At 45.3% G+C, this 14,113-nt stretch carries 14 protein-coding genes; all 14 read right to left on the bottom strand.

The annotated features are described in order from the left end of the window. Nucleotides 1-225: 225 nt before the first annotated feature. Nucleotides 226-768 carry a stage V sporulation protein T gene (spoVT, locus tag ACRRU2_RS24655; RefSeq protein WP_331701424.1) on the bottom strand — a complete coding sequence of 181 codons (543 nt, stop codon included), beginning with the start codon at nucleotides 766-768 and terminating at the stop codon, nucleotides 226-228. 254 nt (nucleotides 769-1,022) lie between these two features. After that, nucleotides 1,023-1,202, bottom strand: a complete 180-nt coding sequence (locus tag ACRRU2_RS24650) for a toxin-antitoxin system HicB family antitoxin (protein WP_331701425.1) — start codon at nucleotides 1,200-1,202, stop codon at nucleotides 1,023-1,025. A 10-nt stretch (nucleotides 1,203-1,212) separates the two neighbouring features. Next, nucleotides 1,213-2,085, bottom strand: a complete 873-nt coding sequence (locus ACRRU2_RS24645; RefSeq protein ID WP_331701458.1) for an SPFH domain-containing protein — start codon at nucleotides 2,083-2,085, stop codon at nucleotides 1,213-1,215. Between the two features lie 626 nt (nucleotides 2,086-2,711). Then, nucleotides 2,712-3,857: a peptidylprolyl isomerase gene (locus tag ACRRU2_RS24640; protein ID WP_432505777.1), complete on the bottom strand. Its 1,146-nt coding sequence runs from the start codon at nucleotides 3,855-3,857 to the stop codon at nucleotides 2,712-2,714. 70 nt (nucleotides 3,858-3,927) lie between these two features. Next, nucleotides 3,928-7,443: a transcription-repair coupling factor gene (mfd, locus tag ACRRU2_RS24635; protein WP_432505805.1), complete on the bottom strand. Its 3,516-nt coding sequence runs from the start codon at nucleotides 7,441-7,443 to the stop codon at nucleotides 3,928-3,930. Between the two features lie 196 nt (nucleotides 7,444-7,639). Then, nucleotides 7,640-7,870, bottom strand: a complete 231-nt coding sequence (locus ACRRU2_RS24630) for an anti-sigma-F factor Fin family protein (protein ID WP_331701428.1) — start codon at nucleotides 7,868-7,870, stop codon at nucleotides 7,640-7,642. Nucleotides 7,871-7,964: 94 nt separating this feature from the next. Continuing rightward, nucleotides 7,965-8,525, bottom strand: a complete 561-nt coding sequence (gene pth, locus ACRRU2_RS24625; RefSeq protein WP_331701429.1) for an aminoacyl-tRNA hydrolase — start codon at nucleotides 8,523-8,525, stop codon at nucleotides 7,965-7,967. Nucleotides 8,526-8,679: 154 nt separating this feature from the next. Continuing rightward, nucleotides 8,680-9,300, bottom strand: coding sequence for a 50S ribosomal protein L25 (locus tag ACRRU2_RS24620; protein WP_432505774.1), 621 nt, complete (start codon nucleotides 9,298-9,300; stop codon nucleotides 8,680-8,682). Between the two features lie 82 nt (nucleotides 9,301-9,382). Further along, a complete protein-coding gene (glmU, locus tag ACRRU2_RS24615; RefSeq protein ID WP_432505772.1) occupies nucleotides 9,383-10,786 on the bottom strand; it encodes a bifunctional UDP-N-acetylglucosamine diphosphorylase/glucosamine-1-phosphate N-acetyltransferase GlmU in 1,404 nt (467 codons plus the stop codon). Nucleotides 10,787-10,906: 120 nt separating this feature from the next. Next, nucleotides 10,907-11,188: a septation regulator SpoVG gene (spoVG, locus tag ACRRU2_RS24610; RefSeq protein ID WP_087571183.1), complete on the bottom strand. Its 282-nt coding sequence runs from the start codon at nucleotides 11,186-11,188 to the stop codon at nucleotides 10,907-10,909. A 130-nt stretch (nucleotides 11,189-11,318) separates the two neighbouring features. After that, nucleotides 11,319-11,711: a RidA family protein gene (locus ACRRU2_RS24605; RefSeq protein WP_432505769.1), complete on the bottom strand. Its 393-nt coding sequence runs from the start codon at nucleotides 11,709-11,711 to the stop codon at nucleotides 11,319-11,321. 12 nt (nucleotides 11,712-11,723) lie between these two features. After that, nucleotides 11,724-12,551 (bottom strand): pur operon repressor, encoded by an 828-nt coding sequence (gene purR, locus ACRRU2_RS24600; protein WP_331701434.1) that lies wholly within the window; start codon nucleotides 12,549-12,551, stop codon nucleotides 11,724-11,726. 259 nt (nucleotides 12,552-12,810) lie between these two features. Further along, the gene (ispE, locus tag ACRRU2_RS24595; protein ID WP_432505767.1) at nucleotides 12,811-13,671 is read right to left on the bottom strand and encodes a 4-(cytidine 5'-diphospho)-2-C-methyl-D-erythritol kinase; all 861 of its coding nucleotides are present in this window, start codon (nucleotides 13,669-13,671) and stop codon (nucleotides 12,811-12,813) included. A gap of 133 nt (nucleotides 13,672-13,804) precedes the next feature. Then, a complete protein-coding gene (locus tag ACRRU2_RS24590; RefSeq protein ID WP_331701460.1) occupies nucleotides 13,805-13,990 on the bottom strand; it encodes a small, acid-soluble spore protein, alpha/beta type in 186 nt (61 codons plus the stop codon). Between the last annotated feature and the right edge of the window lie 123 nt (nucleotides 13,991-14,113).

Genomic DNA, 14,113 nt, shown 5'->3' with positions numbered 1-14,113 from the left:
CTTTACTAGCTAGCGCATATCTTGAGGCTGTCGATTCATTGTGGAAAAGGCATCGACACACTCATCTGATTCGACACTTGTCTGCTGTCTATTATACATTATCTTGTATGCCCGGTGACAAGTCAGAACAAGCCTGACAATGCTTCCTTTTTATTGACCTAAAATCCAAAAACAGCTCTTTGTCCGACATATGCTGTCGCTCAAAGAGCTGTATCCAATGCAATTTTATTGTTCCATTTGTTTAGCTAGGAAGCCTGCGGCGGTTTCCGCAATTTTAATTTCCAGCTGCCCCATTTGAACGCCTTCTTCCTTGCTGAGCATTACGACTGTGCCGATTGGATCTCCGCCAGCGATAATAGGAGCAACAATAAATGAAGTATAGTTATCGTGGCCATCCTTAATAATTTCAGATGTTCCAGCTGTGCTTTCAGATACTGTGCGACGGTTTTCCATACAAGCCTCAAGCGTAGAGCCGATCTGCTTATCCAGCAATTCCTTTTTCGATGCGCCAGCTACTGTAATAATACTGTCCCTGTCGCTGATCAACGTTATATGTCCAGTGCTTTCAAATAAAGATTCTGCGTATTCCTTCGCAAAATCGCCAAGCTCGCCAATTGGAGAATACTTTTTCAAAATAACTTCTCCATCACGGTCTACAAATATTTCCAGGGGATCTCCCTCACGTATGCGCAGTGTTCGACGAATTTCCTTCGGGATAACTACTCGTCCAAGATCATCGATGCGGCGTACGATACCAGTTGCTTTCATAGTCTTGTTGCCCCGCTTTCACCAAAAAATTTTAATTAATGTTATGGAATACACATAGTGGTAATAATGTGTCACCGATGAGTCAATTTCATACTAGTGCTGCTTATTAATTGTTACCCATTGAAATTGCCTCTGATACAACATTTTTGAAACTAGCCATAGTATTCTTCGATTCCCAATTTCTTATGCATGCCGCTTCCAGCTTACTCAGCAACAAAAAACGAGCCCAGGAAAGCTTTCCCAGGCTCAAATCATTAAGATTCTTTATCGTGCTGCTGCTGTTTTTTTAATCGTCCAGCCTTGCTTAATGCTTCTCGCAGCAAATATTCAATATGACCGTTTACGCTGCGAAATTCATCCGCAGCCCATTGCTCCAATGCCCGATGAAGGTCCGGATCAAGACGGAGTGGAAATGCTTTTTTTTGTTTGCTCATCACAAATCCTCTAGCCGTAGAGCGATCCTGTATTAATTACCGGCGTCGCTGCCCGATCCGAAACAATTGACACCATCAAATTGTTAATCATTGCCGCTTTACGTTCAGCATCCAGTTCTACTCCGTTTGCCTCCAGCTGCTTAAGAGCAGCATCCACCATGCCTACAGCACCTTCAACGATCTTCTGACGGGCAGATACGATCGCGATCGCCTGCTGCCGCTGCAGCATTGCACTTGCAATTTCAGGCGCATAGGCCAAATGCGTCAGTCTTGTTTCAAGCATTTGTACACCTGCAACGTCTAGACGCTTCTGCAGCTCCAGCAGCAGCTCTGCGGCAACTTCATCGGCATTGCCGCGCAAGGAAATTTTGGATTCATCCGTAAAGGTGTCATAAGGATACTGCGCTGCGATATGACGCAGTGCCGTTTCACTTTGAATACCTACAAACTTTTCATATTGGTCCACGTCAAAAGTAGCTTTAGCCGTATCTGTAACCTTATAAACAACTACTGCGCCTATTTCAATAGGGTTGCCTTCTGCATCATTCACCTTCAAGGTTTGGCTATTAAAGTTACGCACCTTCAACGATACATTTGTCTTATTGGTAAACGGCAGTACCATCCATAATCCGCTTTCGCTAATTGTCCCTGTATAAGTTCCGAAGAAAGTAATGACTTTAGCCTGATTAGGCTGCACTATGACTATCGAAGTAAAACAAACTATAGATAACAATACGAGTACGATACCTATTGGAACGAAGGACACCGGCAAGGCTTCTGTGATCGCGGTATACAACGTTAGAAACACTCCGCCCAGCAGCGCTACAAGCGCAACTAACAGGGCAAGATATCCGCTTACGTACCATGCTTTTTTCTCTCTCATCATCGCCATCACTCCATATCTTTTTGATATATTTATGATATCACTTTTTACAAATATAAGCAATTGTTTTTTCACAATCGTTTGTAAAGAACAAACGATGCGGCGCTATTGGCGGTGCGGTCATCCATGACCGTTAGAATCAAAAAATAGTCTTTTTGTTGCATAAGCAGATACTTATGTTCATATTGGAGGATAATGGTAAAACGCACCCTATAATCAACTGCCATAATTGCCTAACGGTTGCCACAGAGGCTATTTCGATTATTTTAGCTCATTCGAAAATGTAATGGTTGTCATGAACGCTATTGTACCTTTCTCGAGCAAAATCAGTGCTTTTTGGGAAATTAAGCGCCACAGCAACCGTTAGAAAATTTAAACCGCCATTTTTGCACGAATAGCGTTTATGGCAACCCTTAGAAGTTCATCATTGCTCAGAATACTCATGCGACGAAGTAAGTGAACCGGGCTCCAGTAATGGATCGCCGGTTTCACCAGTTACTTCAAGGCTTACCTGCTAAACTTCATAACCTAGGCTTGGTCGCACTTTCCTAGTTTAAAAAAAGCCCTCAGGAAAATTTATCCTAAGGGCTCTTTCACAATATTTCTCCTGCAAAAGGAGCGGTCTCTTACTTAGCAGGTGTTTCTGAAGCTTCCGGGCTAGCTTCCGGGCTAGCTTCTGGGCTTGCCTCTGGACTTGTCTCCGGGCTTGCCTCTGGACTTGTCTCTGGGCTTGTCTCTGGGCTTTCACCTGGGCTAGGCTCAGGCTGCGGCAATGTTATCTTGATATTGAGCTTTTCCATTTCTTCATCGAGGAATTTCTCCAGATGAGCATAAGCCGCTGAATCCTTAACTTGTGCCTTCTGAGACTCGCTTAGCTTATCAAGCGCCGTTACATCACGCTTCTCCACTTTAATAATATGGTAGCCGTACTCTGTTTTCACAGGCTCGCCAATTACACCGATCTCCTGTTTAAAAGCAGCTTGCTTGAACGGCTCAACCCAGCCGCTTGCATCTGTATCTGCATACAATCCGCCTTTTTCCTTGGAGCCGCCATCATCAGAGTATTCTTTTGCAAGCTTGTCCCAATCCTCATTGGCCAGCAATTTTTCTTTTGCTTCATTCACGCGCTTTAGCGCTTCCTCATCCGTGCGAACTTCCTTCTGCTCGCCCGTTTGCTGGTTTATTTCGACTGTATTAACTAAAATATGGCGTACTGTCGAAATTGCAAAGTTAGGCTGTAAAGTTTCGTAAGCCTTTTGCATATCCTCATCGGTTACCAAAGAATTCATATGTGTAACAAGCACAGCAGTAAGCATCAAAAACGTAGCCATATCGTCATCCGACACTTTTTTATCTTTTACCAGCTTGTTAAAATCTTTATTCTCTTTTTTAAGATCTTTAAATTGCTTAAGCTGATCCGTTACAAGCTCTTTAGCTTTTGTCATCGTGTCAGCTGTCGCTTTTGTTCCAATCACTTTATAAGAAACATATTGCTCCAAAATCATTTCCTGAAACTGCGGAATTTGAAAAATTGCTTCTGACTCGGGCTGCGCTAAACCAAGCAAAGCAAGATACTTATCAAATTCAGTTTGTGTTACTTGTCCGCCCTCATAGGTAGCGACAACTTCGCCTTTGTCTACCCCTTTAAACTGCAAAGAATAATCTCCCTTTTTGTTATTACCGCAGCCCGCCACAATCGTCATGACAAGCATTGCTGCAATAACGAGCAGCGCGCTTTTGCGCCATCCCGATTTGCGTGTTTTCAGCAACATGTATAGTCCCCTTTCAAAATATAAACTTGGTTTCATTGTAACAGAAACCTATCTCTAAATGCGAATTTCTCTATGGGGTAGCCTTTTGCAAGGAAGGCTTTACCACAATCAGCTCTGCGTACTCGGTCAAAAATTTCTCGCAATAATGGAGCTTTTGCTCCATATTAAGCCCCTTGCCCCGCAGCAGCAATGTACGCGGCTCTTCTGTTTCCGCACTTTGCTTGAAACGATTTTCATACTTCAAGCAAAGCTTATCCACTTTTTTGCGATCAATCCTATAATTCGTTTTCTCCGCAAATTTAATGCTCAAATCATCAGCACGCTGACTGATTTGCTCTATGCCAAGCTGTGCACCAAACACCTTTAGTCTGGCAACCGACATTAAATTCAATACAGCCTGCGGCAAATCTCCAAAGCGGTCGATTAGCTCGTCAACCATATCATCGGCTTCCTGGAACGTGCTGATAACGGATACCTTCTTGTAGATTTCTATTTTTTGAATGCTGTCGTAAATATACTCGGAAGGCAGATAAGCATCTACGCTTAAATCAACTAAAGTAACAGTCGGCTTTTCTTCCACGACTTGCTCGCCGCCCATCTCAGCCTTGCGTTTTGCGATTTCTTCCGCCAGCATTTGGGAATACATTTCAAAGCCGACTGATGCGATAAAACCGTGCTGCTCAGCACCAAGCAAATTGCCGGCGCCTCTAATGGACAAATCCCGCATTGCGATTTTAAAGCCTGAACCCAGCTCTGTAAACTCCTTAATTGACTGCAGCCTCTTTTCCGCTACCTCCGTTAACACCTTGTCACGCTGGTAGGTGAAATAGGCATATGCAATCCGATTGGAACGGCCTACCCTGCCGCGCAGCTGATAAAGCTGGGATAAGCCCATTTTATCCGCATCATGAACGATCAGTGTATTGACGTTAGGGATATCTACCCCTGTCTCGATTATGCTTGTGCTTACGAGCACATCGGATTCGCCGTCAAGGAAATCCAAAATGGTTTTCTCCAGCTCCTGCTCAGACATCTGGCCATGGCCTACTGCAACCTTGGCGTCGGGAACAAGCGCATTAATATGCTCTGCCATTTGATAGATGCCCTGCACACGATTGTACAGGTAGTATACCTGCCCGCCTCTCGCCAGCTCACGCTCAATCGCTTCACGAACGAGTGCAGGACTATGCTCAACGACATAGGTTTGAACAGGAAAGCGGTTCTCAGGAGGCGTCTCAATAACCGACAGATCTCGAACGCCAAGCATAGACATATGAAGCGTCCGCGGAATTGGCGTAGCTGTAAGCGTCAATACATCGACATTCGTTTTTAATTTTTTCAGCTTCTCCTTATGTGAAACGCCGAAACGCTGCTCCTCATCGACAATGAGCAAGCCGAGCGATTTAAATATAATATCTTGCGACAGCAGCCTATGCGTTCCGATGACTACGTCAACACTGCCGTTTTTCAAGCCTTTAATCGTTTCATTCTGCTCCTTGCGCGAACGGAAACGGCTTAATACCTGAACATTGATCGGATACCCTGCAAATCTTTCTCTAAAGGTCTCGTAATGCTGCTGAGCCAATATTGTCGTCGGCACCAGCACAGCGACCTGCTTGCTGTCCATCGTCGATTTAAAGGCAGCCCGAACGGCAACCTCTGTCTTGCCGTAGCCTACGTCCCCGCACAGCAATCGGTCCATCGGCTGGTTTTTTTCCATATCACGCTTAATTTCTTCAATCGCTCGCAGCTGGTCGCGCGTCTCATCATAGGGAAACATCGCCTCAAACTCCTGCTGGTACGAGGAATCCTTGCTAAACCCATAGCCGGGCGCAGACTGGCGCTCCGCATACAGCTTAATCAAATCATCAGCAATATCCTGTACGGAGGCGCGTGCCTTGGTCTTGGCTTTCGTCCACTCCGCACCGCCAAGCTTGCTGATTTTCGGTTCCCGCTCCTCAGAGCCAACATATTTTTGTATTAAATCTACTTGATCTATCGGTACTGAAAGCTTATCCCCGCCAGCATATACGATATGCAAATAATCGCGATGAATGCCAGCAATCTCAAGAGTGCCGATCCCGACATATTTGCCGATGCCATGATTCTGATGGACGACATAATCGCCCACCTTAAGCTCCGTATAGCTTTTGATTCTCTCTGCATTGTCCAATCTCTTGTCTATGCGTCTAGCTTTTCTCTGCTTTTGAGAGAACATCTCGCCTTCTGTAATAACAACAAGCTGAGAGGAGGGCAGCTCAAAGCCTTGCTGAAGATTTCCTTCCAGCAATATAGGAGCCTCAATATCATAATCATCAAGTACACGGCGCATCCGTTCCATGCGCTCAGCATTGCCTGCCAGCATCATAATGCTTGAACCGACCTTTTTCCAGCGCTCCATCTCCGTCTTGAGCAAGTTCATTTGCCCGTGGAAATTTTGCATGGAACGGCTAGTCATATTCAATATATTTTGCGGCTGCGTATGCGGAATTTGCCTTAAGAAAAGCGACAGGAACAACGTAGGGAATGGACGATGATACAATACCTCATCCGAACTGCGCGCAATTGTAAACGTTGGCAGAGATTTGCCGGTGGACAGCAAGTGGGTTGCCCATTCCGCTTCATCTCTCTCAAGCTGCTTGGCTGTCTCTAGCAGGCGCGTAGGCTCTTCAAGCACTAGCAATGTATCCTGTGCCATATAATCCATAATGGTCTGGCGCTCCGGATATAATAAAGTTATATATTTATAAATTTCAGAGAAATAGGTGTGCTCTCTCAGCTTCTCCAGCTCTCCGCCGATTTCTGCCCGCAATCTTTCCTTGGCTGTGCGATCGGTCATTTTGTCCAATTGACGATCCAGCATATGCTGTGCTTGGCTAGCCGCCGCTTCCATTCTCGCTTCATCCGCTACTATTTCCTGACATGGGGTAATAGCCAGCTCCTCCAATTGAGCAAGCGAGCGCTGGTCTGCTGGATCAAAGCTGCGGATAGAATCAATTTCATCACCAAACCACTCAACCCGATAAGCCTGACTTGCCGTCAGCGGATAGAAATCGACAATACCGCCCCGCACGCTAAGCTCTCCCTTAGCTTCTACGCGATCCGATCGCGTATATCCCAAGGAAGTCATGCGGCGCAGGAAAGCCTCTATAGCAAGGTCGTCTTTTACACGTATCGAAAACTGAGCATCAGTAAAGGCGCTGCGAATAGGCAAATAACGCTGAACTCCCGCGTAAGGGGCTACAACGATCCCTCTAAAGCCTTGAGACAGCTTAGTCAAAGCTTCTATTCGTTGTGCCAGCGTTTCAGGGCTGGAAATAGCCGATTCAGCTGCGAGCAGTTCATTGGCAGGATAAAGCAGCACCTCGTCAGGCGAGAGGCATTCTTGCAAATCCTCAGCAATTTTTTGTGCAGAAAACATATTATGTGTAATGACTAATATAGGTCGATCAATTTCTCTTTTGAGTGCTGCAATAAGCACTTGGCGGGAAGAGCCCGCCAGGCCGGACACCATCTGTTCTCGCATTCCTTTTTGAATCCCGGACAATAAGCTTTGAACATCTGCATCCGCAACAAAAGCATTCATTAGCGCTTTCAATGCAAGCGTCACCTCTTTTCTTTTGAAAACCAAAATATGGCTGAATTGCATTCAGCCGGCATACACACTATTGTTTTATCTTCCAATTTCAAAACTATGTAACAGAAAGGTTCATACGAAACGAGCTATTGCCGTCGAAGGACTGCGTAGCTCGTCTCCTACAATTTTATGCGTTCAAACAGGCCTACTGCAGAGGGTTGCTTACAAGCAATAAGTCTGGATTAGCATGAATCGCTTCTGCGCAATAATCGCAAACAAGCTTAACTGTTACATCACCGCTTGAGTTATACGCTATTATATCGTTGCGCTCCTCGGGGGTCAAGAAATGGAATCCCAGCTGCTGCTCGGACACTTCTGATTCATGAATAACGCCCATTGCTGTTTTGCAATGCCTGCAAATATAGTTTACAGCCATATTATGCCTCCTGAAAGGATGTTATACCTTTCATTATGCCCGGTTTGCAAACATTTTATCTTCGTGCAAATCATTTTCACATGGCTGCATCACTTTATCCGTTAAATTTGGCCATTGTTTCTTCAAATGGCGCCTTCAGACTGTATTCAGCCGCATCGCAAGCCTGTTCAATCATAGCGGCGAGCGCTTCCTTCTCTGACTTTGGAAATTTGGAAAGCACGTAATCCGCGATATCCATTCCCGGCTGCGGTCTGGAAATCCCCATTCTAATTCTATTAAATTGCTGGGTATTCAAGTGCTGAATAAGTGATTTAATGCCATTATGGCCGCCAGCGCTTCCTTTATAGCGCAATCTGAGCCTGCCCGTTTCTGTATCCAGATCATCGTATATGATAACGCCATCTTCCGGATCTGCTTTATAGTAGTCCAAATAGGCCCTTACAGCCTCACCCGACAAATTCATATAAGTCATTGGCTTGATGAGCACAACCTTAGTGCCATTGACATTGCCTTCGCCGACTAACGCCTTGCACTTGCTCGTAGTCACTTTAATATCCCAGCGCTTGGCCAGCTCGTCAATAACCATAAAGCCGACATTATGGCGCGTATCCTGATAGGCTGTGCCTGGATTGCCTAGACCTACAAACCATTTCATCGTTTCATACACTCCTTTACGAATCAATGTAGCACAATATGAGGCAGGCGTAAACAACGGCAAAAACCGCCTTACCTGCAAGGCGGTTTTTTGTCTATAAAAAGCGACAGGCGCCAAAAACACAAAATTTCAAGTATGCTTGTCTCAAAATAATTTATGAGGTTGCTGTGCTTTCCTCTGTCTCAGCTGTTACAGGGGCATCCTCTTCCTCTGTCTCCGCTTCCTTCTGTGGAGCCAGTATCGTTACAACGACTGCGTCAGCCTCAGTCTTGGCCTCAACGCCCTCCGGCAAATACAAATCGCTGACATGAAGGCTTTCCCCTACAGCAAGATTAGTAATATCTGCCGGAATAAATTCAGGTATATCACTAGGCAAGCACTGAATTTCAAGCTCGTGCAAGATCGACTGTTGAATGCCGCCCTCTCTCACGCCGAAGCTTTCTCCTGTCACTTCAATGCGGACTTGCGTCCTGACCTTTTCATTCATATTAATTTGATGGAAATCAATATGCAGCACTTGTCCATTTAAAACAGCTTTCTGCACGTCTGTAATCATGACAGACTGTTTGCCCGTGCCGGGAATTTCCAATGTAAATACAGCGTTGGGATGCGTGCGCAGCAAGCTTGCCACCTGCTTCTCGCTAACGCTGATTACTTGGGGATTCTGAAGCTGCTTGCCATATACAACAGCTGGAATTTGCCCTACTGAACGCAGCCTGCGCAGATCGCCTTTGGTTGTAAGATTTCTTTGATCAGCCTGAATTGTAATAGCCATATGGAACCTCCTATATAATTTCGATTTCCATATCACTTTACCCATTAGAACGAAAGATTAATCACAATCGCAGCTAGAAAACTTAATTCTTAGGCGAGCTGTTATTTTTTTTAGCTTTCGCTTTTGATTTGATTTTCTCGGCATAGCCTGCCTTATTCACCTGGCGCTCGCGGGCGATTGCCATATCGCCGGCAGGAACGTCCTTCGTCACCGTAGAGCCGGCAACCACGTAAGCTCCATCGCCAATCTTTATAGGTGCTACAAGATTAACATTGCTGCCAACGAAAGCATGATCGCCAATTTCAGTAAGCGCCTTATTAAAGCCATCATAGTTAACAGTTACCACACCGCAGCCAATATTAACTTCTTTGCCTACGCGCGCATCGCCAACATAGCTCAAATGAGATACTTTGCTGCCATCATCCAGCACGGCATTTTTCAGTTCTACAAAATCTCCGATTTTGCAGTGGCGTCCTAGGACTGATCCGGGACGAAGATTGGCATACGGGCCAACAGTGCTTTCCTCGCCAATGACCGATTCATTCACTGTCGAATATTTGACGGTTGCCCTGTCGCCTACTGTGGAATTAGCTATGTCAGCCTGCGGACCAATTATACAAGCTTCGCCAATTATTGTACCGCGGCGAATAATCGATCCCGGGTAAATAATTGTATCTGACCCTATTTGCACATCATTTTCAATATACGTATTTGCAGGATCAATAATGCTTACGCCAGCAAGCAAATGCTCATGGTTAATGCGATTGCGCATCAAGCGCTCTGCCTCAGCAAGTGCAACACGATCGTTTACCCCGATCGCTTCAGCCAAGTCTGTCGTGCAGTAGCCCTGTACCACATCGCCGCTCTGTTTGAAGATCCCAATTATATCTGTCAAATAATATTCTCCCTGCGCATTATCATTCGTTACCTGCTCCAGCGCAGCAAACAGCTTGCGATTGTCAAAGCAATACGTGCCCGTATTTATTTCGCGTACTGCCGCCTGCTCAGGCGTACAGTCCTTGTCCTCCACGATACATTGCACCGTGCCGTCTTCCGCTCTTATAACGCGTCCGTATCCAGCAGGCTGATCAAAAGACGCCGTCAGCACCGTCGCAGCAGCGCCGCTGCTCTTATGCAGCTCCAGCATTGCAGTAATCGTCTCTGGCTTGACGAGCGGCGTATCACCGCATACAACTACCGTAACGCCATCCTCTTGCCCAAGCAGCTCTCTAGCCTGCATAACAGCGTGCCCTGTGCCAAGCTGCTGCTCCTGCATAACATACTCTGCCTTGCCGCCTAAATGCGTCTGCACGGCTTCAGCGCCATGTCCGACAATAACAACTGTTCGATCGCAAGCTGCCGCTTGAACAGCTTCTACTACATGCTCTACCATCGGTTTTCCGCATACAGCATGCATGACTTTATATAATTTTGATTTCATTCGCTTGCCTTGACCCGCCGCAAGCACAATGGCCATTTGTTTCATATTCAGCTCAACTCCCTTGGTCAAACAAATTCTCAAATAATATAACTTAAAAACAAAAAAAAGAAAAGAGAGCATTAAGCTCTCTTCTCAGATCAAACGGTTACATCCATTATTTCCTTGTTAAGCTCCTTCTTCAATTGCAACTTCATCGGCAGCACGCTCATATTCAGCCAAAACTGCAGCTTGAATCTTCTCTCGTGTAGTAGAAGAGATGGGATGAGCGATATCTCTAAATTCGCCATCAGGAGTGCGCTTGCTTGGCATTGCTACAAACATACCATTGTTGCCATCGATTACACGGATATCGTGAACGACGAATTCATTATCAATGGTAATGGAAGCGATTGCCTTCATTCGACCTTCCGAATTTACTCGGCGGAGTCTGACATCAGTAATTTGCATTTGTGTTCACCACCTTTGTCCATCTGAGACTTGGTGTAATATTCCACGTATTTTTGCAAATTCCTTCTAGTAATTTGGTAATTTGATACTCATTTTAAAATTTTTTTTTGTTTTTGCATTTTTTTCGTACTCATTCGACATTTGTCGATGCGATGACTTCAATTTCGACAAAAACATCTTTCGGCAGCCTTGCCACCTCAACGGTTGATCTTGCTGGCTTATGCTCTAAAAAATAGCTTGCGTAAATTTCATTTACGGTCGCAAATTGATTCATATCTTTTAAAAATACAGTTACTTTAACAGCCTGCTGCAACGAAGAACCCGATTCAGCCAGCACCGCTTTTAAATTTGCAAATACTTGATGAGTTTGCGCTTCAATGCCGCCCTCCACCAATTGACCATCTGGGCGCAGCGGAATTTGGCCAGAAGTAAAAACCAGATTACCAAAAACAACCGCTTGCGAATATGGACCTATAGCTGCTGGTGCCTGCTCAGTGGATACAATCTTTAAATCCTGTGCCATGACATTCATCCCCTACTCATTAAAATAATTTCCCGGTACTACTTTCATTTGCTTCGTCTTCATATCCATAGCTGTAAGCTTAGCCAAGGATACATAGTCCTCCAGTAAACGTTCTTCCAAATCGATTTCACCAGACTCAACAAATACACCGACACCGGCAACTGCAGCATTAAACTCAAACAACAGATCCATCATTCCTTGGATCGTCCCGCCTGCCTTCATGAAGTCATCTATAATTAAAACACGGGACTGCTCCTTCAATGCTCTTCTAGCCAAAGACATCGTTTGAATTCGTTTCGTAGAACCGGATACGTAATTTATGCTGACTGCTGAACCTTCTGTAACCTTATTGTCACGTCTTACAATGACGACGGGAATATTCAGGCACGCAGCAGTTGCGTAGGCCAGCGGAATACCTTTTGTCTCTACGGTCATAATGACATCAATATTTCGGCCCGCAAAGGCTGATGCGAACATTCTTCCTACATCCGCCAGCAAGCTCGGCTGTCCAAGCATATCCGTCATATACAAGTAGCCGCCCGGCAGCACTCGGTCAGGCTGCTCGAGCTGATGGCAAATTTGCTGAATAATGGATAGAGCATTTTCTTTATGTATGGAGGGAACGTACATCACTCCGCCAGCCGCCCCGGCAAGCGTATGCAGCTGTCCAATTCCTTCTTCTTCGAAAACCTCTTTTATAATAGCCAAATCTTCGCTGATCGATGATTTAGCTGATTGATACCGCTCTGCAAATGTAGTCAAGGAAATCAACGTATGGGGTCGATATAATAAATATTGCGTCATTTCCACTAATCTTGAGCTGCGTTTAACCTTCCTCAAGCCGATCTCCCCCGTCCTAAATCCGAATATTATATAGACAATATATCATTTATATACGGATTCAATCAAGGATAAACGCCGTCTCCGCCCTTCGCTTAAACGAAGGAGGCGCGTTTACCGATAAAATATAGGAACAGGTATAAGATGAATACTTATACTTCCCTATATATCAAGGATAAACGGCTTCGCCATTCTTTTGGGAGGTCCGTTTACCAACGAATACAAATAACTAATAAAATCTTATATTTCAAGTAAAATATCACTTAGAGGTGAGCATGCGAACGACGTATACTTCTTTGCAAAAACCTCTTAGTCCGTTATATATTCTTGGCAGCTTCGCCTCTTTGGATACAAGTCCAAATACGGTCGGCCCGCTGCCTGACATAAGCACGCCGTCTGCTCCAAGCTTTAACATGCTTTCCTTAAGCTGAAGTACCTCTGGGTACATATTAAGCGTTACCGACTCCAGAACATTGCCTAGCTGCGCGCACATCTGCGCAAAAGATCCACTGGCAAGAGCCGCATTCATTGCCGCTATTGAAGGGTGCTGCTTAATATGCTCAACTCTGAATTTCCCATATACATCCGCTGTCGATACATTGATCGGCGGTTTAGCCAGAACGACCCAGCATTGCGGCGGCTGATGAATCGGTTCAAGCTGCTCTCCACGCCCTCTAGCGATAGCAGTGCCGCCTGTTACACAAAATGGCACATCGGAGCCCAGCTCCGCTCCGAGCTGGCATAGCTCCTGCTCAGGGATGTTCAGCCCCCACAATCGGTTTAATCCGCGCAGTGTGGCAGCCGCGTCGCTGCTTCCTCCTGCAAGTCCAGCTGCAACTGGTATTTTTTTATCCAAATGTATATATACACCTTGTCGCACATTGTATCGTTCTTTAATAAGTCTAGCAGCCTGGAACGCCAAGTTCTTCTCATCCAAAGGGATATAACCTACCTGGCTGGAAATAATGATCGTATCTCTAGATAGCGGCTCCATCTCAAGCCGATCTGCCAAATCTACCATTGTCATGATCATTTCTACTTCATGGTAGCCATCTTCTCTTTTACGTAAAACATCTAGTAATAAATTAATTTTGGCAGGCGCTTTTTCATAAATTTTCATCTAATAGATTCACCCGTTCGTCATAAGCTTAAGGTACATTATAACAAACGATTACAATAAAAGCGAAGCGCTGAATGTTAGCTTTTTTAATTCAGCGCTCCGCTCTTTTTGAACTTCCTTTTGAGCCTAAGCCCTAGGGCTTGTACGATTTGGCCGCTGCTTCCTCAGCCAGTTGAATAGCGCGTTTTACCATATTGCCGGCATCCTTAGCCCGAATGCTGCCCCAGCCTTCCTGCTGCACCGTATCGTAAAAACCCAGATCCTTGGCAAGCTCATATTTCAGCTCCTCAGACATTACACTGCGTCTTCTGCGCCCCATAACCCATCTTCCTTTCATGTAAGAAGTAATATGGCACAACATTAGTATGCATCAAGCACTGCGTCCGCATTCACTCCAATAATTGCCCACGTAAATCATTAATCAGTTAGAATTCGAAGAACA

This window comes from Paenibacillus sp. GXUN7292 (assembly GCF_050864975.1).
Taxonomy (GTDB): Bacteria; Bacillota; Bacilli; order Paenibacillales; family Paenibacillaceae; genus Pristimantibacillus.
The sequence above is the reverse complement of the archived record's forward strand: the minus strand, read 5'-3'. Positions and strand labels throughout refer to the sequence as shown.

Bases quoted from the DNA above. Each gene is read 5' to 3' on its own strand.
- ACRRU2_RS24620 (WP_432505774.1), bottom strand. From the start codon at position 9,300: ATGGCTATTACAATTCAGGCTGATCAAAGAAATCTTACAACCAAAGGC.
- ACRRU2_RS24645 (WP_331701458.1), bottom strand. From the start codon at position 2,085: ATGAGAGAGAAAAAAGCATGGTACGTAAGCGGATATCTTGCCCTGTTA.
- ACRRU2_RS24640 (WP_432505777.1), bottom strand. From the start codon at position 3,857: ATGTTGCTGAAAACACGCAAATCGGGATGGCGCAAAAGCGCGCTGCTC.
- glmU (WP_432505772.1), bottom strand. From the start codon at position 10,786: ATGAAACAAATGGCCATTGTGCTTGCGGCGGGTCAAGGCAAGCGAATG.
- ispE (WP_432505767.1), bottom strand. From the start codon at position 13,671: ATGAAAATTTATGAAAAAGCGCCTGCCAAAATTAATTTATTACTAGAT.
- ACRRU2_RS24650 (WP_331701425.1), bottom strand. From the start codon at position 1,202: ATGAGCAAACAAAAAAAAGCATTTCCACTCCGTCTTGATCCGGACCTT.
- spoVG (WP_087571183.1), bottom strand. From the start codon at position 11,188: ATGCAAATTACTGATGTCAGACTCCGCCGAGTAAATTCGGAAGGTCGA.
- mfd (WP_432505805.1), bottom strand. From the start codon at position 7,443: ATGAATGCTTTTGTTGCGGATGCAGATGTTCAAAGCTTATTGTCCGGG.
- pth (WP_331701429.1), bottom strand. From the start codon at position 8,525: ATGAAATGGTTTGTAGGTCTAGGCAATCCAGGCACAGCCTATCAGGAT.
- ACRRU2_RS24590 (WP_331701460.1), bottom strand. From the start codon at position 13,990: ATGGGGCGCAGAAGACGCAGTGTAATGTCTGAGGAGCTGAAATATGAG.
- ACRRU2_RS24605 (WP_432505769.1), bottom strand. From the start codon at position 11,711: ATGGCACAGGATTTAAAGATTGTATCCACTGAGCAGGCACCAGCAGCT.
- ACRRU2_RS24630 (WP_331701428.1), bottom strand. From the start codon at position 7,870: ATGGCTGTAAACTATATTTGCAGGCATTGCAAAACAGCAATGGGCGTT.
- spoVT (WP_331701424.1), bottom strand. From the start codon at position 768: ATGAAAGCAACTGGTATCGTACGCCGCATCGATGATCTTGGACGAGTA.